This window comes from Agrobacterium radiobacter (genome assembly GCF_040801995.1).
Classification (GTDB): domain Bacteria; phylum Pseudomonadota; class Alphaproteobacteria; order Rhizobiales; family Rhizobiaceae; genus Agrobacterium; species Agrobacterium radiobacter.
On the sequence record NZ_JBEGHX010000002.1, the window covers coordinates 72,760 to 97,357 of the forward strand.

General features: G+C 53.0%; 18 protein-coding genes and 1 pseudogene. 14 read left to right on the plus strand and 5 right to left on the minus strand.

What is annotated here, in order from left to right; translation table 11 throughout:
- The first annotated feature begins 66 nt into the window (after positions 1-66).
- From tnpA to tnpC, 3 genes are all read left to right on the plus strand, one after another.
- A complete protein-coding gene (tnpA, locus tag MRBLRC7O_RS14345) occupies positions 67-453 on the plus strand; it encodes an IS66-like element accessory protein TnpA (protein WP_112295772.1) in 387 nt (128 codons plus the stop codon).
- On the plus strand, positions 450-803 hold the full coding sequence (gene tnpB / locus MRBLRC7O_RS14350) for an IS66 family insertion sequence element accessory protein TnpB (RefSeq protein WP_135522033.1): 354 nt from the start codon (positions 450-452) through the stop codon (positions 801-803). Before tnpA ends, tnpB begins: the two co-directional genes overlap by 4 nt.
- A 69-nt stretch (positions 804-872) precedes the next feature.
- A complete protein-coding gene (gene tnpC / locus MRBLRC7O_RS14355; RefSeq protein WP_111797203.1) occupies positions 873-2,450 on the plus strand; it encodes an IS66 family transposase in 1,578 nt (525 codons plus the stop codon).
- Between the two features lie 1,096 nt (positions 2,451-3,546).
- Here the strand turns inward: tnpC and MRBLRC7O_RS14360 are convergent.
- A complete protein-coding gene (locus MRBLRC7O_RS14360; RefSeq protein ID WP_367727715.1) occupies positions 3,547-5,043 on the minus strand; it encodes a catalase in 1,497 nt (498 codons plus the stop codon).
- 186 nt (positions 5,044-5,229) lie between these two features.
- Positions 5,230-7,236 (minus strand): PAS domain-containing sensor histidine kinase, encoded by a 2,007-nt coding sequence (locus MRBLRC7O_RS14365; protein ID WP_112354856.1) that lies wholly within the window; start codon positions 7,234-7,236, stop codon positions 5,230-5,232.
- An 874-nt stretch (positions 7,237-8,110) separates the two neighbouring features.
- On the opposite strand from MRBLRC7O_RS14365, the gene MRBLRC7O_RS14370 reads away from it, so the two are divergent.
- Complete coding sequence (locus MRBLRC7O_RS14370; RefSeq protein ID WP_060726442.1) at positions 8,111-8,524, plus strand: cupin domain-containing protein; 414 nt, start codon at positions 8,111-8,113, stop codon at positions 8,522-8,524.
- Between the two features lie 43 nt (positions 8,525-8,567).
- On the opposite strand, the gene MRBLRC7O_RS14375 is transcribed toward MRBLRC7O_RS14370, so the two are convergent.
- Positions 8,568-8,987, minus strand: a complete 420-nt coding sequence (locus MRBLRC7O_RS14375) for an Rrf2 family transcriptional regulator (protein ID WP_111801623.1) — start codon at positions 8,985-8,987, stop codon at positions 8,568-8,570.
- 105 nt (positions 8,988-9,092) lie between these two features.
- On the opposite strand from MRBLRC7O_RS14375, the gene MRBLRC7O_RS14380 reads away from it, so the two are divergent.
- Genes MRBLRC7O_RS14380 through MRBLRC7O_RS14390 form a run of 3 tightly spaced genes read left to right on the plus strand, consistent with a single transcriptional unit; the run spans position 9,093 to position 12,180 of the window.
- Positions 9,093-9,758, plus strand: coding sequence for a TehB-like domain-containing protein (locus MRBLRC7O_RS14380; RefSeq protein WP_112354855.1), 666 nt, complete (start codon positions 9,093-9,095; stop codon positions 9,756-9,758).
- 16 nt (positions 9,759-9,774) lie between these two features.
- A complete protein-coding gene (hmpA, locus tag MRBLRC7O_RS14385; RefSeq protein WP_112354854.1) occupies positions 9,775-10,986 on the plus strand; it encodes an NO-inducible flavohemoprotein in 1,212 nt (403 codons plus the stop codon).
- A 54-nt stretch (positions 10,987-11,040) separates the two neighbouring features.
- Entirely contained in the window at positions 11,041-12,180 is a 1,140-nt protein-coding gene (locus MRBLRC7O_RS14390; protein ID WP_236731811.1) for a hypothetical protein, read from the plus strand.
- 62 nt (positions 12,181-12,242) lie between these two features.
- On the opposite strand, the gene MRBLRC7O_RS14395 is transcribed toward MRBLRC7O_RS14390, so the two are convergent.
- The gene (locus MRBLRC7O_RS14395; protein WP_077998610.1) at positions 12,243-13,196 is read right to left on the minus strand and encodes an alpha/beta fold hydrolase; all 954 of its coding nucleotides are present in this window, start codon (positions 13,194-13,196) and stop codon (positions 12,243-12,245) included.
- Positions 13,197-13,445: 249 nt separating this feature from the next.
- Here MRBLRC7O_RS14395 and MRBLRC7O_RS14400 point away from each other — a divergent pair, with 249 nt between their 5' ends.
- On the plus strand, positions 13,446-14,759 hold the full coding sequence (locus MRBLRC7O_RS14400; RefSeq protein ID WP_367727469.1) for an MFS transporter: 1,314 nt from the start codon (positions 13,446-13,448) through the stop codon (positions 14,757-14,759).
- A gap of 83 nt (positions 14,760-14,842) precedes the next feature.
- Positions 14,843-16,993: a PAS domain-containing sensor histidine kinase gene (locus tag MRBLRC7O_RS14405; protein ID WP_060726445.1), complete on the plus strand. Its 2,151-nt coding sequence runs from the start codon at positions 14,843-14,845 to the stop codon at positions 16,991-16,993.
- 192 nt (positions 16,994-17,185) lie between these two features.
- Here the strand turns inward: MRBLRC7O_RS14405 and MRBLRC7O_RS14410 are convergent, their stop codons facing one another.
- Positions 17,186-18,121, minus strand: coding sequence for an MBL fold metallo-hydrolase (locus tag MRBLRC7O_RS14410; RefSeq protein ID WP_111798614.1), 936 nt, complete (start codon positions 18,119-18,121; stop codon positions 17,186-17,188).
- Between the two features lie 284 nt (positions 18,122-18,405).
- Here MRBLRC7O_RS14410 and MRBLRC7O_RS14415 point away from each other — a divergent pair, with 284 nt between their 5' ends.
- The 5 genes and pseudogenes from MRBLRC7O_RS14415 to MRBLRC7O_RS14435 form a co-directional block, all read left to right on the plus strand.
- Positions 18,406-18,585, plus strand: a complete 180-nt coding sequence (locus tag MRBLRC7O_RS14415; protein WP_060726447.1) for a hypothetical protein — start codon at positions 18,406-18,408, stop codon at positions 18,583-18,585.
- 234 nt (positions 18,586-18,819) lie between these two features.
- The gene (locus MRBLRC7O_RS14420; protein WP_060726448.1) at positions 18,820-19,404 is read left to right on the plus strand and encodes a glutathione binding-like protein; all 585 of its coding nucleotides are present in this window, start codon (positions 18,820-18,822) and stop codon (positions 19,402-19,404) included.
- 218 nt (positions 19,405-19,622) lie between these two features.
- Positions 19,623-21,575 carry a mechanosensitive ion channel family protein gene (locus tag MRBLRC7O_RS14425; RefSeq protein ID WP_112354852.1) on the plus strand — a complete coding sequence of 651 codons (1,953 nt, stop codon included), beginning with the start codon at positions 19,623-19,625 and terminating at the stop codon, positions 21,573-21,575.
- A gap of 426 nt (positions 21,576-22,001) precedes the next feature.
- Complete coding sequence (locus MRBLRC7O_RS14430) at positions 22,002-22,910, plus strand: MBL fold metallo-hydrolase (protein ID WP_112354906.1); 909 nt, start codon at positions 22,002-22,004, stop codon at positions 22,908-22,910.
- A 980-nt stretch (positions 22,911-23,890) separates the two neighbouring features.
- A pseudogene (locus tag MRBLRC7O_RS14435) lies at positions 23,891-24,517 on the plus strand (MFS transporter); the annotation flags it as partial.
- Between the last annotated feature and the right edge of the window lie 81 nt (positions 24,518-24,598).

Here is a 24,598-nt window from a genome sequence, read left to right on the forward strand (position 1 = left end):
CCCACATTGCTCGCTTCCGCCTGATCTGTGATCGACATTCCATGGATGAAGAACGGGAGTTTCTCCATGGAGAGTACATTGGAGTTTCTCACAACCAAGAAGCCTGTGCGTGAGGTTCATCGTCAATGGCCTGACGAGATCAAAGCGAAGATCGTTTCGGAAAGCCTGAGGCCTGGCACGACGGTCAATGAAGTTGCGCAGCGCTATGGATTGCGGGCGAACAGTCTTTCCACCTGGCGGACGATGGCGCGGCAGGGCAAGTTGATCCTGCCAGCACCAGAGGATGCGGTAGAGTTCGCGGCGGTGATCGTCGATCCACCTGTTTCGGACCCTCCGTCTAAAGCGGTTGGTCACGCCGAGATTGTCGTGGGCCCTGTCACGATCCGTCTTGAGGAAGGTGCGTCTGCTGCCCGGATCGCCGCCATCGCGCGTGCCTTGGTGGCGGCGACATGATCTTCCCCTCGAACCGCGTGCGGATCATGGTGGCAACCAAACCCGTGGATTTCCGCAAGGGTCATGACGGCTTGGCGGCGCTGGTGAAGAACGAGCTGCACAAGGACCCGTTTACCGGAGCAGTCTTCGTGTTTCGATCTCGCAAGGCAGATCGGCTGAAGCTGATCTACTGGGATGGTTCCGGCATCGTGCTGGCGTACAAGAGGCTGGAAGAGCATAGCTTCACCTGGCCTGGCATCAAGGACGGCCTGATGACATTGAGCCACGCTCAGTTCGAGGCACTGTTCGCCGGGCTTGATTGGAGGCGGGTTCGGGCTGTCGAAACGAGAGCGCCGGTCGCCATCGAATAGCTGCGACACGATGACTCAGCACGATAGATTCCGGAAGCAAAACGGATTTGGTTTTGGTAGGCTCTGGCCATGTTGGACGTTGCTAATCTTCCCGATGATGTTGCTGCCCTGAAGGCGATGCTGATCGCAGCCCAGGCACGCGAGACGGCCAAGGACGTCGCGATAGCCAGTAAGGACGAGCATATCGCTCGCAAGGACGAGCGGATCGAACGGCTTGAGAAGCTGGTCGCAGCCTTCAAGCAGGCAGCATTTGGGCGCAAATCCGAGAAGACCGATCCCGACCAGTTCGATCTGGCATTGGAGGACCTGGAAACGGCCATGGCCGCCATCCATGCCGAGGATGAGGCGGACACTCCTGCTGGAACTAGGACGACCAAGCCACGCACGACCAATCGTGGTTCTCTTCCAAAACATCTTCCCCGAGTGGAAGAGGTGATCGAGCCAGCAAGCCTGATCTGCGCCTGCGGCGGTTGCCTGCATTGCATTGGGGAGGATGTCTCCGAACGGTTGGACGTGGTCCCGGCGCAGTTCCGAGTCTTGGTCACCCGCCGTCCCAAATATGCCTGCCGTTCCTGCACCGACGGCGTCGTTCAGGCTCCTGCTCCAGCGCGATTAATCCAGGCTGGATTGCCGACGGAGGCGACCGTCGCCCATGTTCTGGTCTCTAAATATGCCGATCACCTTCCGCTGTATCGGCAGGCTCAGATCATGAGTCGCCAGGGCGTCGATCTCGACCGGTCCACGCTCGCCGACTGGGTCGGTCGAGCAGCCTATGAGCTGCGTCCCGTCTTCGATGCGTTGATCGCCGACCTGAAGCGCTCAACCAAGCTGTTCATGGACGAGACCCGTGCTCCGGTCCTCGATCCCGGCTCGCGCAAGACCAAAACTGGATACTTCTGGGCGCTGGCGCGGGATGACCGACCGTGGGGCGGCGGTGCTCCGCCCGGCGTCGCCTTCACCTATACGCCTGGTCGCGGGGGTATTCATGCCGAACGGATATTGCAGGGCTTCTCCGGCATCCTGCAGGTCGATGGATATGCCGGATACAACAGGCTGATCGCTCCTGACCGTGTCGGCCCGGACATTCGGCTTGCCTATTGTTGGGCACATGCTCGTCGCAAGCTGGTGGAGATAACTCGCAACGGTTCAGGACCGATTGCCGAGGACGGCGTCAAACGGATCGGCGAGCTGTATCGGATAGAGACCGAATTGCGCGGTTTTGATCCGGAGGCTCGCGTGACCGGACGGAAGGAACGGTCTGCACCGCTCGTCGCCGACATGCAGGTTTGGCTCACGCATAACAGAGCCCGTGTCGCTGCAAAATCCCCGCTCGGCGAAGCCTTGGCCTACATCGCCAAATACTGGGATGGTCTCCAACTATTCCTGACCGACGGGCGCATCGAGATCGACAACAATAGCGTCGAGCGGACCATTCGGCCAATTGCCCTGAGCCGGAAGAACGCGCTCTTCGCAGGCCATGACGCTGGAGCAGAGAACTGGGCGACCATCGCCTCGCTCATCGAGACCTGCAAACTCAATGCCGTCGATCCGCAGGCTTATCTGACCGCAACGCTCGCCGCCATCGTCAACGGCCATAAGCAGAACCGGATCGATGAGCTGCTGCCGTGGAACTATGCTGATAAATAGGCCATCTCGCCGAGACAGCCTACATTTATCATTCTGCTGTCGACTGATTTCTTGTTGAAATATAGTTATGAATGAAAAACGCGAAATGCAGCACAATTGCGAAGCATATCGCGCCCCAGGCGTTGTAGGAAGCATTTTTCCATCCGACAACTGTGTACAAGCCGTTTACGACCTGTTCCCCTTGGCTTCCCCCTACAGAAACACTACTCGCGCTCTGCATCAAAAAAAGCCACGAAGAGCTCAATATAAATGCGTACGAGAAAACTGTATCAGCCAGCATTACAGTGTGGAAGTTCAAAGGAAAATTGTTCTTCGAAGTGATTATTGTGGCTAGAAATGACGCCAGAAAAAGAACGATGAAATAGGCGATTGACCCCGAAATACTGTAGAATAAAACATTGAATATAACCCCATCAGGATTCGTTTTAACGCCCTCCAAGCCGTGAGCCCAGACAGCCGTCAGTGAAATTAAAGAGGCAAATATCAAGAATCTGATGAAAAAAAACTGCATGCGAGGCCGTTTCGTCTAAGCATAACCAGTACGTTTAGTTAGCAGTGCTTGTATGACATGAACATAGGTTATCAATGAAACCGTTAACACCTTCATGAGGTGAGATGTCGGTACTTCATAAAAAACACCGTGGTCTCAGAACGCCGCTTACATCGAACGCTCAGCACCGTACGAAAGCATGGCGTCGGACCGCTCCAACGGCAGTCGATCGGTTACGTAGAGGAGGTCATCGACACTTGATATTTGTTGTGACCCAGACAGCCTATTGGGTTCTAAGTTGGCAGACGCGTCCACAGGCGAAATGCCACCACTTGTGAGATAGGGTCCACAACTTACGAGACCGCCGACCAGGAGGATTCCCAGCAAAACTCTTAGCGGTGCGCGCCAAAAAAATATGCGCTTTTTTGCCGAGCCTGACAGAAACAGAACGAGACCTGTTAGCGCCAAAGTTTTTCGCTCCCTCTTAGAGTACCACGGGCCTGGAGGACTTGATGTCCCAAAGCCCCGGCTCGTGCCACTCGAAGAACCGGGAGGATCAGGCGTCTATGCAACGTCGCTTTGAAAATCGGAGTTGTTTGCGTAGCGCTACGTGTCCGAGCTTTTGCAATTGCCACCGCAAGCACAGGGACAACCTGAGCAAGGATCACCGCCAAGCCCTAGAGCGTGCTCCAGGCGTTCACCATAATTGTGGTCAGCGCGGCGACAGTGTTCGACGTGCCTCATCTGCACCTGTTTCGACACGGACTTTATAGATCGTACGGTATTGGAAATTAGCGCTAGTTTCTGCTCCTCGGTGAGAAGCCGATAGAGGTTGCCAGGCTGTTCGAAATGGTCTTCATCCACCCGTTGATCAAAACGACCTGCAGGGCCATCAATAGGTAGTATTGGCTCCCTAAAGTCAGCTTGGTCGTCCCACTCGCTCGATGAATTCGGTACATAACTCGTAGCGGCTCCAAAGTTTCCATCGATCCTCATCGCACCGTCCCGGTGAAACGAGTGGACCGGGCAGCGCGGCGCGTTTACGGGAATTTGGTGATGATTGACGCCAAGTCGATATCTTGCCGCATCCCCATACGGGAACAATCTTGCCTGGAGCATCTTGTCTGGAGAGAAGCCAATGCCGGGAACGATGTTCGCCGGTGAAAACGAGGCCTGCTCCACTTCAGCGAAGAAGTTTTCTGGGTTTCGATTAAGCTCAAACTCTCCCACTTCGATCAACGGATAGTCAGCGTGGGGCCAAACCTTGGTGACATCAAATGGATTGTGCTTGTGATGCAGGGCGTCAGCCTCGGACATCACCTGGATATACATTTTCCACTTTGGATATCTGCCCTGCTCTATATTATCAAAAAGGTCGCGCTGATGACTTTCCCGATCCTGCCCAATAAGTTCCGCAGCCTCAGCGTCTGTGAGATTTGATATTCCCTGCTGGCTCTTGAGGGTGAATTTGACCCAATGGCGCTCGTTTTGTCCACTAACCATACTATATGTGTGGCTGCCAAACCCATGCATATGTCGAAACGACGATGGGATACCTCTGTCCGACATTACGATCGTAACTTGATGTAACGCTTCAGGAAGCAAGGTCCAGAAATCCCAATTATTCTCCGCACTTCGCGTGCCAGTTCTTGGATCACGTTTAACTGCATGGTTGAGGTCGGGAAATCGGAGTGGGTCGCGAAAGAAAAAGACCGGGGTGTTATTACCAACGAGATCCCAATTCCCTTGTTCAGTATAAAACTTGACTGCAAAGCCGCGAATGTCACGCTCCGCATCGGCCGCACCACGTTCTCCGGCAACAGTAGAGAACCGAATAAAGATTGGTGTCTCTTTCCCAATTTCTGCGAAAATCGCTGCCTTGGAGTATTTTCGAATATCTGCTGTGACTTTAAAGGTGCCGTACGCGCCCGCCCCTTTTGCATGCATCCGGCGCTCCGGGATGACCTCGCGATCAAAGTGAGCTAGCTTCTCAATGAGCCAGATATCTTGAAGCAGAGCTGGGCCTCGTCGACCCGCAGTTTCAATGTTGTAGTTATCGGGTACTGGTGCTCCAGCAGCAGTGGTGAGCTTGGGGTTTTTCATTTTTTCTACCAAAAATTTCTGCTGTCACAGTAGGCCACGGGTTCACGACCCCAGCTAGCTATACTGTCGTTCTAATGCCCGTTTGGGCTGAGCGGAGAGCGCGGTCAGCGGCTAGACATGTAAAAGTGCTGACGATCCGCCGACCTGAGGCTTGATAAGTCGGGGGACAATCCGTTGTCGCTTCGACTAGTCGCGCGCTCTAGGCAGAGTGAATGTAAACGCGGAACCACGTTCACCGTTTTCGCTAATCCAAAGCCGCCCACCGTGTGCCTCGATAATCGATCGCGATATTGAGAGCCCCATCCCCATTCCTCTTTCCTTGGTGGTGAAGAAGGGTTCGAAAATTCGATCCGGAAATTGCACTCCTGAACCCCGGTCGCTGACTTCGGTATAAATCTCATAGCCCTTCGTGAAGACTTTAACCTTCAGTCGCCTCTGCGAAAGGCTACCCGACATCGCGTCTAGGCCGTTTCGTACGAGGTTCATCAACACCTGCTGAATTTGTACGCGATCGAACGGCATGAGCTGTAATTCGTTTTCCACTTCGATTTCCAAAGTCGCGCCGTATCTAAGTGTTTCGGCTGAGACAAAATCGCGAACTTCCGAGATGACCTCATCCAACGTGGTCGCATCTCGAACATCCAAAGATTGGTGGAAGAGCGCACGGATCCGCCTAACGACGTCGGCCGCAGAATTTGCACTATGTATAATTCGTTCTGCTGACTTTGCTGCGCGTAGAAGATTCGGTGGATCTGCCTGAAGCCAAGTCAGGCACGCATTTGTCGAGTTTAAAACGGAAGATAATGGTTGGTTCACCTCATGCGCAATAGAGGCCGATAGTTCCGCGAGGCTCGCAGCCTGGCTCGCTCGGGCTAATGCTTCCTGCACCAGTCTGAGATTTTCCTGCGCTTTTACTTCACCGTCGATATCGAGGCATATCACGTTCCATTGAACGATTTGCCCGTCGCTGTTCCTCATCGGTTTCGCACGTGTCTCCACCCATCGATACTCTCCGTCGTACCGCCGAAGGCGATGGCGGCGAGCATATGGTTCACCGCTCCTCAGGGAAATTGCATATTGCTCTTTCACCCCAGCGACATCGTCTGGATGAACCCCAGCGTCTAGCGTGGCGTCAAGTCTTGAGGCCTCACCACCGTCCAATTCCTCAAGTTCGTAGCCTAGAAACTCTCTAAGCTGCTGGCCACGAAAAATTGGCTCACCATCCGCAGCCGCGCAATCAATCATTGCTGGTAATGACTCTACAAGCTGCCACACCGCGCGCTCTCGTTCTTTTAACGCATCTTCGGTGCGCTTTTGCTCCTCAATGTCGTACAGGACTCCATACCATTGAGTGACCTCGCCTCTTTCGTTTCTTGAGGGTTCCGAACGTGCTTCAAACCAACGATAGATTCCATCCGATCTGCGCATTCTGTATCTCATAGAAAAAGGCTCTTCGTGGGCTTGGCAAAGAGCAAATCTCTCCGATACCGCAAATAGGTCATCGGGATGGATCAGGTCTTGGTACAGAATGTGCTGGTGTGCGTGATTGAACTCAGACAAATTCTGAAACTCAACGCCAACAAACTCACGAAGGCGTTGGTTTACTCCGGTCGGATGGCCCGTTGGATTTGAACACCATATGTTAGCAGGCACTGCATCAACCAAGTTGCGCAAGCGTCTCTCGCTTTCGTGAAGCGCGTTTAATGCCTGGACTTCATCCTCAACATCAATCGACACGATAAGCCACTGAATTAACGTCCCAGATTTGTCGCGAACCGGCTGGCCTCTGACATCGACCCATCGGTAAACACCGTCTGCACGTCGTAACCGGTACCTCACCGAGTACGGTTGCCCATCAACAAAGTTCTCGACTTTGTCCTTAAACAACGCCAGATCGGCTGGATGAACCAGAGAATTGAGCACGGTGGATAATCGCGTGCTGTTCTCGTCATCCAACTCCGAGATATCAAGGAAACCGAAGAATTCTAACAAAACTTTGTTGAAGTAAATCGGCTCGCCACCCGGCGTTACCCGAACGATATGAACAGGCAGATATTCGATCAGCTGACTCAATTCTTTCAGCTCTGCGCGGCAACCAGAGAGCCTTCGTTGTGTCAGAAAAATCATGGCTAGGGCACCGCTTGCCAAGACCGTAAGACTAGCTGACGAGACAGACAGGACCAGTAGCGTCATTCGGGACGGCTCCTCAATGCGTTCTTCGGTGCTGAAACGGTCCGCTTCAGGCTCATGTACGGATTGTAGTGTTGTCGTCGCGCGGGCCGGTTGTTGCCGAGATGCCAATCGACGTTGGAACCGGGACACGCGGAATTCGCTTGAGACCCAAGTTCTGGCTTTGTCGTCACAATAGTTGAAATTCTAATTGGGGCTTTCATCATCATCACGTCGCGAGGGGCGACAAACATCCTCGATTGACAATTTAGCCACCGCAAATGCGGGACCGAGGTTTGACGTGCGCTGCTTAGAGCGAAGGGCACAGCACGTGCGCCACCGACCCACACCAAATAGCCCTTCAAATCAAGCTGAGCTGACTTGGACGCAGCGTTCGGGATTTCGGACTTTTGGCGCATTATGAGCTACGGGCCCACGTGATTTTGCTCGTTCATGCAACCGGAGAGTTGGGACAGGACTGCGTACAAACATCGACTGAGGCAGTGAGCCAAATGGGCTGTAACTTAAGATAAAAAAAGGACCGTCTTTGGCGGCAAGACGGTCCTTTACCTTGGCGGGGGGACGACAAGGATTTCGTCTGCCTCGCAGAGAGGAAATTGCGAAGGCGACGTTAGAACTATACGTAAATATTCTGAGCTCAAAAATTATACGTTGGTTTCGCTCACCTAGTCCTGATGGAAATATGCCCCAAGGGCATGTCAAGAACGACTATGCGCTTCCAATCCTGCCAGCACTTTCGAAATGCATTGGAACGATCCTTGGCACGTTGAAACTCACATGGAGAGATCAACTCCAAACCATCGTATAACTCTTCAATTCACTCCCACACCAATAGCGTAGCCAAAGCCGCTGTTGGCTATGATAGGAGATACATACGATGTTCAAGGCATTGATCACTGCTGGAGCAATTGTCGGCATGTTGGCCACGCCAGTGTTCGCGGCTCAGAAAGCCCACAACGCAAAGATCACTGTAGTTTTTGATGCGAAACTTCCAAACGTACCAGGGAAGAGCATGCGCGGGGTTCTCGTCGAATATGGTCCGGGTGGATACAATCCATCTCATATCCACGCCAAAAGTGCATTCATCTATGCGACGGTGATTGAGGGCGAAATAAAAAGCAAGATTAACGATGGCAAGGAAAAGATCTACAAAACAGGTGAAAACTGGACAGAAATGCCAGGTGATCGCCATCAGGTGAGCGCGAACGCGAGCCAAACAAAGCCTGCGAAAATCCTTGCTGTCTTCGTTGTTGATACCGCTGAAACGGAACTCACGAAACCCGTTGATTGATTGGCGTCGGAAGAATTAAAGCACCTCTTACTCCTCGCAGGTATTACCCGACTGCGAGGAGTGTTCGTAAATGCTGCTTGTTTCTCACGAGATCAGCGACCGTATATTTATCGAACACGCTGACAAACGCCCGCATCGCCTCCGACAAAATGGGTGGCAAGCCGCACGCTGGCGCGATCATGCAGGTCGAACATTCCAAGAGATCATCAAGCCCCTCTGTATGCCTTAGAACCTCTCCGAGATTGATGTCGGTTGCTGGACGGGCGAGGCGTATGCCGCCGTTACGACCGCGAACAGCTTCTATAAAACCATTGGCCGCCAAGTCCTGCACGACTTTCATCAGGTGGTTTTGGGAGATGTCGAACGTTTTCGAGACGTCACGGATCGAGCCCAGACCCGTGTCCCGTGAACCAAGGTATATCAATACGCGAATGGCGTAGTCGGTGTAGCGTGTCAGTCTCATGGGCGATGCCTGCGTCAAAATGACTAAGCCAATAACATGCATTTTGTTAGCATGTTTTCGTAATCGGAATAGATGTATTTCAGATACATATTTTAGGGATTGATCATGATCAGCGGTTTGACAGAAGCCAAAATCAACGAGGTCCTGCAGGCATTTTACGCAAAAATCCGAACCGACCCGGTCCTTTCGGTCCCGTTCTCGGTCGTGCAGGACTGGGACGAGCACATGGTCCGGCTGACAGATTTCTGGTCGTCACTGATGCTGACAAGCGGTCGCTACAAAGGCAATCCGCTCTCAATGCACGTCATACACTCCCACCTCATCCGTCCTGACATGTTTGACCGTTGGCTGGAGTTATGGGGAGAAACGACAAACGATCTTCTCGCGCCGGAAGTCGCCCAGGAAATGCAGGGAAAGGCCGTTCGTATAGCAGCAAGGTTTTCTTTCGCTCTGTTTGGCACATCGACGACGGAAAACAGGGACGAGGCTCTCTCGCTCGCCAGGCCAGTTCCCTACAGAACCACCGCTGCTTTCGATGAAGTGTCGCTCCCCGCGGCATTGCTTCGAGACCATTCGCTGAAAGCGGGATCATGGGGGCTCATTCGCGTCGAGGAAGGCAGCATTCAGTACCACGAAGGGGACATCTCAAAAGTGATCGTCCCGGGGATGCCTACAGTCATTCCACCCATCTCAGCACACCACCTCGCTCTAACAGGCCCGGTCAAACTCAAGATCGAGTTCTACGACAGGCCCCCGATCCACAACGCATAATCAGAAAGGAAACAGAATGTCCCGCCAGCTTTCTCCTCAGACTATCGAACTGGTGAAAGCCAGTGTTCCAGCCTTGGCCGCGCATGGCAGCGAAATCACCAAGCGCATGTATGCCAGGCTGTTTGAAGACGAGCACATCAAGAACCTGTTTAACCACGCCAACCAGGGTGAAGGTGGCTCGCAGGTACATGCGCTTGCCGCTGCAATCCTCGGATACGCGCAGAACATCGAAAACCTTGCAGTCTTGACCCCGGTTGTTGAGCGGATTGCCCATAAGCATATCGGCTATGACATCCTGCCGGAACATTACCCCTATGTCGCACGGGCACTTCTCGCTGCGATCAGCGATATTCTCGGTGAGGCGGCCACCCCGGAAATTCTCGATGCCTGGGGCGAAGCCTATTGGTTCCTGGCCGACATCCTGAGGGGTCGCGAAGCCAACCTGCGCGATACCATCGAAAGCCAGAGTGGTGGTTGGAACGGCTGGCGCAAGTTCACTATCACGGAAAAGCTGCCCGAGAGTGAGGTCGTCACGTCCTTCATTCTTCGCCCGACCGACGGTGGCAAGGTGATAAGGCACCGCCCCGGCCAGTACCTGACACTCAGACTGATCGTGAATGGCGACCAGGTAAAACGGAACTACTCGATCTCCTGTGGGCCAAACGACGAATTCTATCGGATTTCGGTCAAGCGCGAGGCAAACGGCGATGGTGGGTCAAGATACCTGCACGACGAAGCCCATGTTGGCACCGTTCTGGAGGTGACGCCTCCAGCTGGCGACTTCTTCCTGCCAGATGAGCCAGCCCGGCCCGTTGTTCTGCTTTCGGGTGGCGTTGGCCTTACGCCGATGGTCAGCATGCTTGAAGCAATCGCCAGGGACTATCCGGAACTGAGCGCACACTTCGTTCACGGCGCTCTAAACAGCGCTACCCATGCAATGGACCGGCATATACGATCACTTGCAACCGGACATGGACGGGTCGCTGTTACTACCTTCTACAGTGAACCCTCGGGCTCAGATGCAGTAGGTCTGTCTCACGACCATGATGGCTTTATCACTATCGACTGGCTGCGCAAAAATACGTCGCTCTTCACCTCGGACTTTTATCTCTGTGGACCGAAGCCTTTCCTGAGGTCTCTGGTCAACGGATTGCTTCAGGCCGGTGTCTCTGGTGATCGCATTCACTACGAGTTTTTCGGGCCCACCGATGAACTGATTGCAGCATAAACCAAGCCCGGCCGAGCCTCGCTCTGCCTTCCCCTCTCAAACGAAGTGACAATCATGAGCACGCTTCGAAATTCACGCGAAACAATTCTCCTCGCCCTGTCGATCACATGCGTTCTTCCAGTCACCGCATTTGCACATGTGAAGTGGTTTGCGCCCTATATTGTTGGCGCTCGGCCAGAGCCAATTTCTGACACGATGAATGACCCGTGGTTCTGGGTCGGTATTGGACTTGTTCTGGTCTTCTTCATTGCGACAAGGCTGATCGAAAAGAGCAAGTACGGCGAAATGGCAATTGCCGGGTTGAACACAGCAACCGCGCCGCTCTGGAACAGGCAGGACGAATACATCAGGGCAATTATCGCGGCGTTTTTCGTCGCCATTTTTGCCGTCGGTGGCGCCTATCTTACACCGGACCTCAAGACACCGGCAGAATGGGTGTCCTGGATACAGCTCCTGATCGCGTGCTGCATATTCTCGCGGCGTACCATGCCAATTGCAGGGATCGGAATTATTGCCCTCTGGGTTCTCGCGCTACGCGATTACGACCTGTTTCACCTGTTCGACTATCTCGCGCTTGGATTGGGCGTTGCCGGTTATCTCCTCCTTGAACCATTGAAGAATGAGAAATTGCGTGCCCGACGATTTGAGGCACTGCGCTGGGGGCTGGCCATTGCATTGATGTGGTCGAGCCTTGAGAAATTTGCTTTTCCGAGCTGGTTTTACCCACTCGTCGTAGAGAAGCCATTTCTGACGTTCGGGATGCCACGCGACGTGTTCATTCCTATGGCTGGCGTCACCGAGTTCACCCTAGGCTTCGGGCTGCTTTGGACACCGTTGATCCGCAGACTGTCGGCTATTGCGCTTCTCATCATTTTCACGGCGGCCGTCTGGCCATTCGGACGTGTAGACCTCATCGGGCATGGCCTAATTATGGCAATCTTGTTCGCGGTTGCTGCGGACCAACGGAGCGGCGTTGATCTATTCACGGTGTTCAAACGCAAGCTTACAAACATTCCAGTCGGGCTGGGGGTGGTACTTGTGGTGTTCTGTTCAGCCTACTGGGGACTGCACACCGCATTCTATGGAGCTGATGGATACGTTGCCATCGATGACGCTTCCAAAACCACTCACTCCTTCGACCCTGATCATCCGCATGGACCCGACGGCAACCACTTACCAACGTCGCATCACTAGTGAAATGAGTGCGGGGTGGGTTGGATCCACCCCGCACTAAGCACTGACGCTATCTGGGTTTTTCATTCGGGAGACGGAAGGATCTTTACTAGCTCATCGATCACATCCTGAGGTTTCTCTTCAGGAATCCAGTGACCAGAGCCTTCGACAACGACGCCTCTAACGTTCTTAGCAACGTTTCGGATGTGGCCTTCATACATCGATCCCATTCCCCCTGCCCCGCTCATTGCAAGAACCGGCATCGTAAGTTTCCTAGCGGCAAGCGCTCTGTTCGTTTCAACATCTTTGGGAAACGCGCGATAATACTCGAAGCCAGCACGGAGAGCACCAGGCTGCGCATAAGACCGCCCGTAGATTTCATCGGCCTCATTGTCAAAAGCCCGAGTATTCACACCCTCTGCGTTATGAAACCACTTCAGGTACTCAAGCTCTCGCCCAGCAATGAGCATTTCAGGCACATCCCGTACTGAATGAAACCGAAAATGCCACGTGCGTGGGCCCTGAACTATCTCATCCCAGGGTGCAATACCCGGCAGAGGTACATCCATGATTGAGAGTGTCTCTACGTCATTGGGATGCTGGGCTGCGTAGGCATAGACAACCATTCCGCCCATATCGTGTCCGACCAGATTCACCACTGGACCGACATCTAGGTTTCGCAAGAGCTTACGAATGTCTTCAGCTATCAACGCCTTTTCATATCCGTCCACGGGTTTAGCAGTGTCACCCAGCCCTCTTAGATCTGGGGCGATAACAGTGAACCCCAACGCTGCCAATTGGGGCATGACGTAACGCCACATGTACGACGTTGTCCCCCAACCGTGGAGCAATACTACTGTTTTAGGTCCTCCACGGGCCAAGAGATAGTGGTAAGAAACCCCATCGACATCCGATTTACCGTCGACAATCGCGGCCACGGATTCTATCCGCAGGTCAACCGCCGTCGCACGTGTCGGAGCCCCACATTCGAACGCCGCCATACCAATGATCAGGGCGGCTAAAACACCAAAACGCATCGCAAACTCCCAAGCTTTGAAGAGGAGCCTAAGAGCCTCAAATCGACATCGGTTTATATAAAACCAACGTTTGGGTAGGGCGAGTGCCTTAATAGGATGCCAAAACTGAAAAAGTCTGCGAAAGACAGTAGTCTGGATAGCGTGAATAGATGCAATCGACGTAAGCTGAACAAGCTCCAGGAACGTTTATTGGCGTATCCGTCATACGAAATCGTGCGTTCGAAGATTGTTCAGGAATTCATTGTTTGAGTGAATAAGACCATGCGATTGAGGAGTATCGCCTATTCTTCACTCAACGCGACAAATTTCAGGGCCAGCATAGCACCTAGCAATCGAGGTAAATTACAAAAGATGACAGCCAACATCAGCGAGATTGAGATGCCGCGGACCTACTCCCTGCTTGGAGTCGCGACAATGCTATTCGGCGTAATCATCTATACATCTGCGAACGGCTTCATGACCGGAGGTCTCGCTGTCGCAGGAAGGCAACTCGGCCTCAGTGAACTCCAAACTGGACTAATTCTTGGTGGAGGCGCACTCATCGGGGTCATCGCGGCTCCATTTTGGGGTTACGTTTCCGAGATATTGAGTCCGCGCAAGATTCTTCTCGTTGCCGTCCCAATGGTAACGCTCGGTCCCGCCGCGATGGCTGTAATTGTTGGTCAATGGATATTGTTACCAGCTTCTATCGTTGGCATTGCACTCGGTGTCGCGAGGCTGATCCAAGCCGTTTTCGGAGCGGCTCTGATACCCGTGGCTCAGGCATCGATGGCACGTTATACTTTACCCTCGCGTCGGGTTAGCGGGATGGGAACCCTGAGCGCTGTGGTTAGTGCGGGTACTTTGATTGGTTCGGCACTCCTCTGGCTAACGGGCAAATACGGAGTAGTTTCCGGCTTCGCGACCATTGCTGTGTTTGGAGTGCTTGCAAGCGTTTGTGCGGCAGTCTTCTTGCCAACGACTGGTGCACAAACGGCAATCTCCAAGGGCGAATCTGTAGTTCCCGTACAAAAGATTTTGCCATATTTGTTAATCACCCTCGTTGGCTTCACATGCTACACGACGGTGCCACCGATTTTCGCGCTTAGGCTAATAGACAAGTTTGGTTTTGATAGCGGGTCTGCCGCATCGCAGACCGGATTAGTCTTAACAGTTGGCGTCATCGCGGTTTGCGCAGCGCAGGTTCTGATCGCTACACGCCGAAATTGGAAGCCAACTCTTATGCTGCAGTTTGGCAGCATAGGTATTTTCATTGGCCTAATCATGCTTCTGCCCGCCAACGACACATTTGAAATGTGCCTGGCAATGGCGATCATCGGGCTTGCTGTCGGCTTCCTGGCACCGGCGATACTTGGTGCGATAAGCCTACTTGGTGGAAAAGGTGCTCAGGGTAAAATCGGCGGATTGAACATGGCAGCGAGAGGACTCGGTTCGGCAATCGGCCCCGTGGTTGGCACAACGCTCTACCAACACAACCCCGATAGTCCAATCATTGGCTCGCTTTTCCTGATTGCTGGCGTACTTTTTCTCACATTCATTCTGCCGAAAGTAAACGCAAACTGATAACGCGCTACAGGCTTTTAAGGACGATGAACTATGAACGTGCGCGCCTATGCATGCTCGTTGGCTAAAAGAGATCCGATAGTATGACGGAGAAGCCTGAGTCCCATCACGTTCGCCGAGCATTTCTCATCTTTGGGTGCTTTTTAGGCTTATTGCTCTATTGGCTGACCGCCAACGAAATTGGACTTCTTTTGGCAGTCGTTACCATTGGCCTCTATACCAGTCAGCGCACGAGGGTCATCCTGACCGTTGTTATCTGCGTAGCACTTGTTAGCGGGATATCGATCAACTGGCTGGGGTGGAAAAGCCTCGACACCAAATCTTGGAGTTCTTTCTTCGGCACCGCTTTATGTATAAGCGCCTTGTTTATTGCGCATTCAGCAGGGCGGCAACGTGCCACAAATGACGTATCGCGAGAGCAAAGTGAGCCCGGGCCCCACTCGTTAAATGAAAAATTTTTGAAGACCGTCCATCCTGAAGACAGGGATGTGGTGAGCCAGGCATCATCCAGAGCGTTCTGGAGTGGGTTCCCCCAGATTGTCCGTTACAGACGGCTGCAATCAGACGGTAGTTACGATTGGGGCGACTTCAGAGCTGAACCGGGTTACGAGATTGCAGGCGACACACCTGCGAAAATTTCAGCACAGCATCTACCTTGGTCAATAGCAGAGTCGGTCGGTGAAACAGTCGAAGCAGCGCGCATCGCACTGGTGTTGGAAACATTATTCGGTACGGGATGGTCCATGGATACTGCTGGACGTTTTACGTACGCGACCCCGAATGCGCAAACGACTGTTGGCCAGACCCTTGAACAGATGAATGAACGTCTCACGGGCAAAGATTTTCTGTCGGGTGGCGATCTCGGCTGGAAACAGATGTTTCATCCGGACGAGTATGAGCGCGTAGCCATCTCTCTCCGACACAGTTTGATAACCGGCGACCATTGGAACAACGAGTACCGTCTCAGACGGGTCTCGACCGGAGAGTACGGTTGGCACAGAGTTGCGATGAGGCCAACGAGAGATCAACAGGGGCGCATAACCGGATGGTACGGCATGTCTATCGACATCACCGTCTATAAACAGACCGAAGCTGCACTTCGACTCCGTGAACAAGAACTGTCACAACTCGTCAATATGGTGCCGGTCCACATAATGCGGCTCGATAGCGAGGGGTATCCAACATTCATCAGTAAGGCCACATTCGATTTCTTCGCTTTGGGAGAGGAGTTCGTGGACGAGCCTACAGCCACGCTCAATGTCGTAAGAGAGGCTATTCATCCAGATGATTTGAAGCGACTTAGCACATCAATCTGGCAAGCAATGACGACCAGTCAACGCCTTGCAATCAGATATCGTGTCCGGCGCTACGATGGTGTCTACCGGTGGATGGACAGCCGTGCAGAACCAATACGTGATGCAAAAGGAGCGATAATCGAATGGTACGCTGTATCCCTTGACGTCAACGACCAGGTTCTCGCTCAGGAGGAGTTGCGCGTAGCGCAAGAAAATCTCGCGCGTTCGAGCCAAGCAGCAAATCTTGCAGAGCTATCTGCTTCTATTGCCCATGAGGTAGCTCAGCCGCTGGCTGCGCTCCTTTCTAGTTCGGAGGCATGCCAGCTATGGCTGGCTTCAGAACCTCCAAATGTAAGTCGCGCTCAACAAGCGTTGGAACGCATCATTCGAAGCGGGAAGTCTGCGACTGACATAGTTCGGCGGATTCGCGCTCTATTTGCCCAGTCCCCCGAAGCCCGAGCCCCTACTGATCTGTCTGAACTCGTTGGGGAGGCAAGAGAGCTAGTTTCCAGCAATCTTCAGCGAAACCGAATAAAACTTGACGTAGAACTGGAAGAAAATCTTCCACTGCTCATAGTTGATCGTGTCCAGGTCCAGCAGGTGGTTATCAATCTCATGCGAAACGGCATCGAAGCCATCGCAGCGAGTGGCGACGATCGAGTCTTATCTGTGCGCGTTCGGCGTGAAGGCGATTCAGTTCTCACTTCAATCAGTGACACAGGCCAAGGGATCGAGAATGCTGCAAAAATATTTGAGCCGTTCTTTACGACAAAAGAGCATGGCATGGGGATGGGATTAGCGATTTGTCGCTCTGTCGTAACTTCGCACGGCGGCGATCTATGGGTCGAAAGCAATGAGCCCAAAGGCGCGATCTTTTCATTTACATTGCCGATAATTCAGAAACACCGGACGGCTGACATGGAGCAGAAGGATAACTAGAGCTCATTTCCACTTCACATAGGGTGGGCTCTCCATCAGCCAAGATGGACGACATCTAGAAACGACGAAGTCAAAAAAATAACCGAACGCTAACGCGCTCGGTTACTAAACGAGATAAATGTGCTGAGAGAACTAGGTTCTCACAGGAACATCAATGCTGGCGACAGATCTGACGCGAACAAAGAGCGTTCATCAATAATCCCAAATCACTGGAACCCAGCGGAATGCACCAGCGTCAACCGCTACTCGCCCAACCGATGGGAACGGCAAATGGGTCGCGACGAGCAACTCGCCTGTCGAAGACAGTTCTTTAAGCAGTTCCACCCTCACCCGCGCTGCTTCCTCTGGATCATGCTCAAATCCGTTGTGCCAATCAGGCTGATCAAATCCTACTGCGAAGATCGCATCACCAGCAAAAGTGAGCGCATCCTCGCCCGAGGCGATGCGGATCACAGAGTGACCCGGCGTGTGTCCGCCCGTACGACGAACAACAACGCCTGGTGCGACTTGCTGCTGCTCATCGAACAGATGCAAGTGATTACCGTACTCAGCCAGAAATTTCTTGGCCGTTGCGCGTAGAGCATCTGGGAAGCCTTCCGGCATTTTGGTGTGCGTGAAATCTGGTGCTTCCCAGAATTTTGCTTCCGCTGCAGCAACGTGGATACGAAGATCAGGACGAAGCTTTTCTTTAATACCTTCGACTACGAGACCACCGATATGATCCATATGTAGATGCGTCAGGACGAGATCGGTAACAGAGGTGAGATCAATGTCCGCGGCTTCCAAACGCTTGAGCAGTTGACCTGCACGCGGAAGATTAAGGTCAGGGTCGAGACCAAGGCCTGCGTCGAGAAGAATGATCTGATCGCCACTGCGGACGATAACGGCGTTTAGCGGCCAGTCAAACGCGTCGGCTGGCAAAAACTGGCTCGCCATCCAATTGGCACGGACGGCGGGGTCCGCATTGTGGCCCAACATCTGTGTCGGCAATGGCAAAACGCCGTCACTGATGACCATCACGTCGATATCGCCGATTTTAACAGCATAGCGCGACGGAACCAGCTCACTCTTACCAGGCTTGCCCTGGTGAAAGGTGTTATCTGCGGGGACATTTGTCTGCAGGGACATGAGATACTCCTGTGTTGATTGGCACGCCACCGTCGCTCCTGTGAGGTGAAACTCCACAAGCTAAGAGACGGTTACTCTTCAAGTTCGAGCGGATCGAACAACCATCTATCCATCTTCGATGACGGCTGATTTCATTTTTACCGTCGCTCGGTAGCCCCCGTAATCCAAACGAAGGTTTGGGAAGAGGTCTCCGCGTCTCACTGGTAGGCTCTCATCTTGGCGTCGCGGTTTAGGCAGGCGCTACGCGGCTACACCAGTAGACGCGCATTATTGAGGAGCAACCCATGGCAGATCCCGTCGAAAAATCGCCCGCAGTCGAATCCATCGAACGAGAACGAGAGCATGCGGGACAGATAGCGCATGCAGTCGAGGATGAACTTGAAGAGGGCCTTGAAGATACCTTTCCTGCATCTGACCCCGTTTCAGCTGTAAGCACCGGTGGCGAAAAGTGGTTCGACAAGTGAAGCCAACTTTGGATCTGACAACCGCGGAATTCAAGCAGGATGGCGCTGTCCTGCTCGTTGTCGATACGAAAATCCGATCAAAACATGCGTCAATAAGGTGTCAGCGCACCCCTTGGGAAAGAAAGCTGCCGCATCCATTCGTTCCCACATCAGCTGCCAAAATTCTGAATACCCAACCGCCGCTTAGGCGCACTTGAAGCTTCTAAGCTGCAAACATCGAACAGGAAAATTCCTATGAAACTCTACTATTATCCCGGCGCTTGTAGTTTGTCGGACCATATCGCGCTCAGAGAAGCCGGGGCCGACTTCGAGATCGAGCAAGTAGATCTTTCAACTAAAATCACTGCGTCAGGTGACGACTACAGGCAAATCAACCCAAAGGGATACGTACCAGCTCTGGTATTGAACACTGGAGATAAACTGAGCGAAAATGTTGCGATACTGGATTGGATCGCGTCGAAATTCCCAAACCTCGGCGTAACAGGGGAGCTCGGGAGAACTCGTCTTCTTGAAGCTCTTGCATTCATCTCTACAGAATTGCACCAAGGCTTTGAATCTCTTTGGTCTCACCGAAGTGTCGAAGAACGGACACGTGCCAAGGCAAGCCTTTCTCCAAAGTTTGCATTCCTCTCCAATAGCTTCAAGGGACAATTTCTATTTGGAGATAAGCCGACAGTCGCCGACTTTTATCTATTTGTGATGCTTTTGTGGGGCGAGCGCTACTCGCTTGCAGTCCCTGCGCACCTTGCAGAGTTCCGCGAAATGATGATGGGAAGACCATCCGTGAAGGCAGCAATGGAAGCTGAAGCCCTTCTCTAGGAAATGACAAGAGCCCGGTCACTTTGCATTCGGTGCTACACGAATTTGGTTTCTCTCCCAATCATTGGGGGAGCAGCCGCCCCTTCGTTAAGGGTGTCGTTTCATTGGTCAAATGTCCGGAGAAACAGGCCAAACCAAGGTGGGTGAAAGAGGGACCGCCAAATCCATAGCAGAAACCGATCTTGAACCATCGCCTGAAACCACGCGGGAACATTGTAATGAAATGGTTTCTTTCAGTTCTGCTCCTAGTCGTCTCAACGTATGCGATGGCCCAATCAGACGGGTCATCCGCAAAACCAGATCGAGATCAGACCAGACACCTCCAAATGGGAACGCCGCAGTCGCAAGTGAATGAGCGATCTTTGGCGTCTCAAGCCAGCCGGGTCCTGAGCTGGGAACAGGATGTACGAAATCGTATCCATATCATGGTATCCCATATCCCTGAAATCCCCGGCGAAATCGACAGGGTAATCCGGGTGATGCGCGCGGAGTCTGTCGACCTTGGATATTCCGAAACATCAGTGATTTTTCTGATTATGTTGCTAGCTGCCATTGCGGCAGAGCGGCTTGTGCGAAGAAATCTTCTTCACCATTGGGGAGGATTTCAAAACTACTTGCTCCCGCTGATTTTCACTGCTTTCGCCGGAGCTCTGTATTTTGCGCTCAATCTACCGCGCTCTTTGCGCATTGTCGCCGGATGCTACCTGCTCGCATTTATCCTCTACCGCTTAGTAGCCGCCGTAATCCAACATAGCCCGAAGAAACGCCAAGAGCACGGCAGGATTAAGCTGATTATAGGTACCCTAATCTTTGCCTACTCCTCAGCAATGGTGGGAACCGCCTTAGACGTCAACGGCGACGTGCTCCAGTCGATTTCGTTTCTGAGCTCTGGAGTCGTTTTAGTCCTGGGTATTGAATTGACGTGGGGCGTAAGCTCCCAACGTTCCCCCGTGCGTATTGCACGATCGCTCTACCTCATCGTGGTCTGGATAATCTGGGCACTCGCTTGGAAAACGCTTTTCTGGATATCCGTCTATTTGGTCGCATTTCCACCCTTGTTACGCACCGTCTCACACGCTGTGAGAGATCACCTCACGAAAGCCGTATCTGTTCCTACCTCAAATACCAGGGACATTTTGCTCATTCGCGGGAGCCGCGCGATTGTTATTGGTATCGGTCTGATGTGGATCGCTTACGTTTGGCAGACCGACACCCATTTCGTAGGGCATGACCTTCCGCACGCGGACGACCTGATATTTTCGATGTTCCGAATAATAATGGTCGTTCTCACCGCGGACCTCGTTTGGCACCTCGCGAAGGCCGCGGTAGATCGGATGATACATACCCGAACACTTGTGCAGGGTTATGCGGAATCGACGTCTGAAGATACTCATGCCACAAGGTTGCATACGCTGCTTCCAATTCTAAAAAATCTACTAGCAGTAGCCGTCGTCGTAATTGCTGGTCTCGCGATCCTAGGGCAACTGGGTGTTGATATTGGACCTCTGATCGCTGGAGCTGGTATCTTCGGCGTGGCAATTGGTTTCGGATCACAGGCACTCGTCCGCGACGTGATCAGTGGTATCTTTTATTTGTTCGACGATGCTTTTCGTGTCGGAGAATACATACAGGCCAAAAATTACAAGGGAACGGTTGAAGGCTTTAGCTTGCGCTCAGTGAGGCTCAGACACCATAGAGGACCAATTTTCACTGTCCCGTTTGGCGAGCTTGGCGCTGTTGAAAACATGAGCCGCGATTGGTCGAAGGTAAAATTACTCATCACCATCCCCTATGACGCAGATCTCGAAAAGGTTCGAAAGATCGGGAAAGCTATCGGGCAACGCCTTTCCGAGAATACGGAGTTTGCTGGGCTCTTCATTGAACCCCTCAAAATGAAGGGTGTCGAGGAGTTTGCGGAGTATGGGATCGTCGTGAGCTTTGCCATGATAACTGTGCCAACATCACAACAGAGTTTCATCCGACGAACCGCTTACGCAATGTTGCGCCAGTCATTTCAAGAGAACGGTATTTCCTTTGCACGTCCGACGGTTGATGTCAGTCGACCAGAGGCTGGTGATATCGCCGCTGCAGCTCTTCAACACCGTCAGTCAACAAGTGCACGCCAAGCGCAGGATGACAGTAACGACACAGAGGATAGTTTGGCCAGTTGAGGGTGAACTAGCCCGACGACGGTAAGGTTCCTTTTGTGGCGTTCGTCTTTCAGTAAATCCGAACTGCGTCCGGCTCACGACGGGCTGGACCGGGCGCTTGTCCTCCGTGCATTTTTTGTTGGGTTATATGATTCTACTGTTTGTTATCTGGTCAAGGTGAAGTTGCACTGCAACGGGCATCGTTACGAGAACGCTTCCTCATCTCCTGCGTCAGAAAATACAGCAAGCCTCTGTTTCATATAGACTATTATCTTCGGCGCGGACCTGAACAATACCCGCCACCCCCTAACCCATACTCATGTTTAGCTCGATCCCTGCCGCGCAAGGACTACAAATAGCACATGGCGAACGGGCAAAAGCATCCCGTGCAATGCGGCAATTCTCCCTGCCCCGAAAGCCATGTATCCGGAGATAATGGAGCAAAGAATGAACCTCAGTCTGACTGAAAACCAAAGCGCCGTTGGCGATATCGTCCCTTCTCGCTATGTAGTTAAAGTTGGTGACATTGAAGTAATCATCATCAGCGATGGAATTTTGACGCCTCCCGCCGAGTCGATGGCAACCAATGCCGACCCTGCCACACGCAATGCGTGGCTCGATGAACGCTTCCTAGATCATGTCGCGTTTGATTGGGCGCTGAACGCCGTCGTAGTTCGTAGCAAAGATCAGACAATCCTCATCGACAGTGGTTTGGGGGAAGAATACCCCGATTTTCCTCGGGCTGGTCAGTTTGTCTCCCGCCTTGAGGCAGCTGGTGTCGATTTCGATTCTGTTACCGATGTAGTTCTCACACACATGCACTTCGATCACGTTGGAGGGTTACTCGTTAACGGCGTTAAGGAACGCCTCGGAGACGGGATCCGTGTTCACCTCTCTACGGCAGAAGCAGATTTCTGGAAGGATCCAGATTTTTCCCGCACCGCCATGCCACCTGATTTGGCCGACCTCGCACGCAGTGCATCGAAGGACTTCCTCAGCATATATGCGAAAAACATACGTACTTTCGAACAGGAAGTTGAGGTTGCACCTGGCGTTGTTGTTACGAAAACGGGAGGCCACACTCCGGGCCATAGTGTTGTCCGCATTTCGTCAAATGGCGACAAGCTTATGTTTGGTGGCGACGCACTGTTTCCCGTCTCCTTTGACCACCCCGAGTGGCACAACGGTTTCGAGCATGACCCAGAAGAGGCGACGAATGTTCGCCTCCGTCTGATGAAAGAGCTCGCAGAAACGGGCTCATGGCTTGTCTCGACGCATTTGCCCTTTCCCTCGCTAGGTAGGGTAGCGGCTGCAGAAAAGCTTTATCGTTGGGTTCCTGCCCCTTGGGATTACTAATCGCATATTTTATTCGGACTTGGCCGCCCCGTGTAGGGGCGGTCTCACGGGCTCAATTGGTCCCGGAACAGATTTCTACAATTCGCTTGATAATGCGGCGCATATTAAGAGGCGATCGAAAAGCCATGACTGATCTAGAGGCCCCCGGAAAGCGGATCGTACGTTCGCGTCGTTGTGCACTCGTGATTGAACTCTCGTTGGTGGATATTGCTGAAGACCCACTTGTTAGACTCGTAAACAAAGCCGATCGTATCGATCATGGCGAATTCTGCCTTTGCTTGGAGCGAGTAGCAAAGGCGCGCATCCAAACTCGACGTTAAATGCCTGACTGATAAACACAACGCGAGCATCCTATTGACACCCTTAACGTGCTATTTATGAACTATCGCCACGGGACATTGTTCCGGGCGAAGGCGCCTAGTTTGCTGCGATTGACGCATGCTAAGTAGACAACAGGCTCCCGTCGCAATGAATGGCCGCGCAGCAAGGCTGCTGCAGGTGCACACCATTACAGATGGAAAGCATGCCGAGCGATCGACACGGTCCAGTACCGCCGCTTGGTCGCGCAATGTTTCGAAAGCGGCCGAGATGCGGGTTGGCGATAGTCACGGTAGGTTTGGCCGAGAGGTTGTTTTCCTAGCCGATATTCTCCGCCTTTTTCTAGCCATTACCCTAGACTGCAACGTATCATAAAGCTTGCCAACGTAAATGGACGGTATCCGAAACAGTGAGTTTCAAAATGTCCAGTTCGTTGGCCGATTGGTCGTCGGTAATCCAGCTTTTGTGCGCGCACACGCTCTTGATCCGCGGGTATGTTGAATACACAGAGGGAACTCAAGACAAGGCCGAGAAAATGCTCGACGAGGTTCAGGCGCAGCTTGAAGCAGCATGCAAGAACATCCCGGTGAATGGCGAGGTCCTGCGCGAAATCGAACAGTTCGAGTGGATCGAGTGGAATAAGACGTCTCCCCACATGCTAAATCGCCATGCTGCTACAAATATTCAGCCTGCCCTCGCTGCCGGCAAGTACAAGCAACAGTCTTTCCGATGTTTTCCGCCTGACGCGGCGGCGCAGCGTTCAGCTGGGGATGCTTGCCATCCTGTTGCTGATGACGGGGCATTTTGCCGGTTCGGTCTATGTGCGTCCGTTCCTCGAACAGGTGACGCTGCTTGAGACCACGCCGATTGCTCTTGCCCTGCTCGGCTTTGGCGTTGCTTCCGTGATCGGCAACGTGCTGGGGGGCCGCATGGCAGACACCAGCATCCGCCTCGCACTCATCGTTACCGCCGCCCTGATGGCATTTGCAACAATCGCCCTCGTCCTATGGGGTGTTCATAGCAGCGCCGCATTCGCGCTCGTCGCGCTCTGGGGCCTTGCCTTTGGCATGGCGCCCGTGGTGCTGCCGACCAACCTTTCCCGCGGCGCACCCGACGCGCTGGAGGCGGCAGGCAGCCTGATGGTTGTTTCTTTCCAGGTGGCTATCAGTATCGGGGCGGTTGTCGGCGGCTATATCGTGGATTCCTACGGTGCCACTGCGCCGCTGGCGCTGACCGCGATCCTGGCGGCATCCACGGTCGCACTTGCCTTGCTGCAACGTCGCGATTGAACCTGTCCGTGACGGCAGATACCTAAAACGAAAGTCCCGCCCGGAATTTGGTCCGGGCAGGACATTTGTGAAAAGACGATT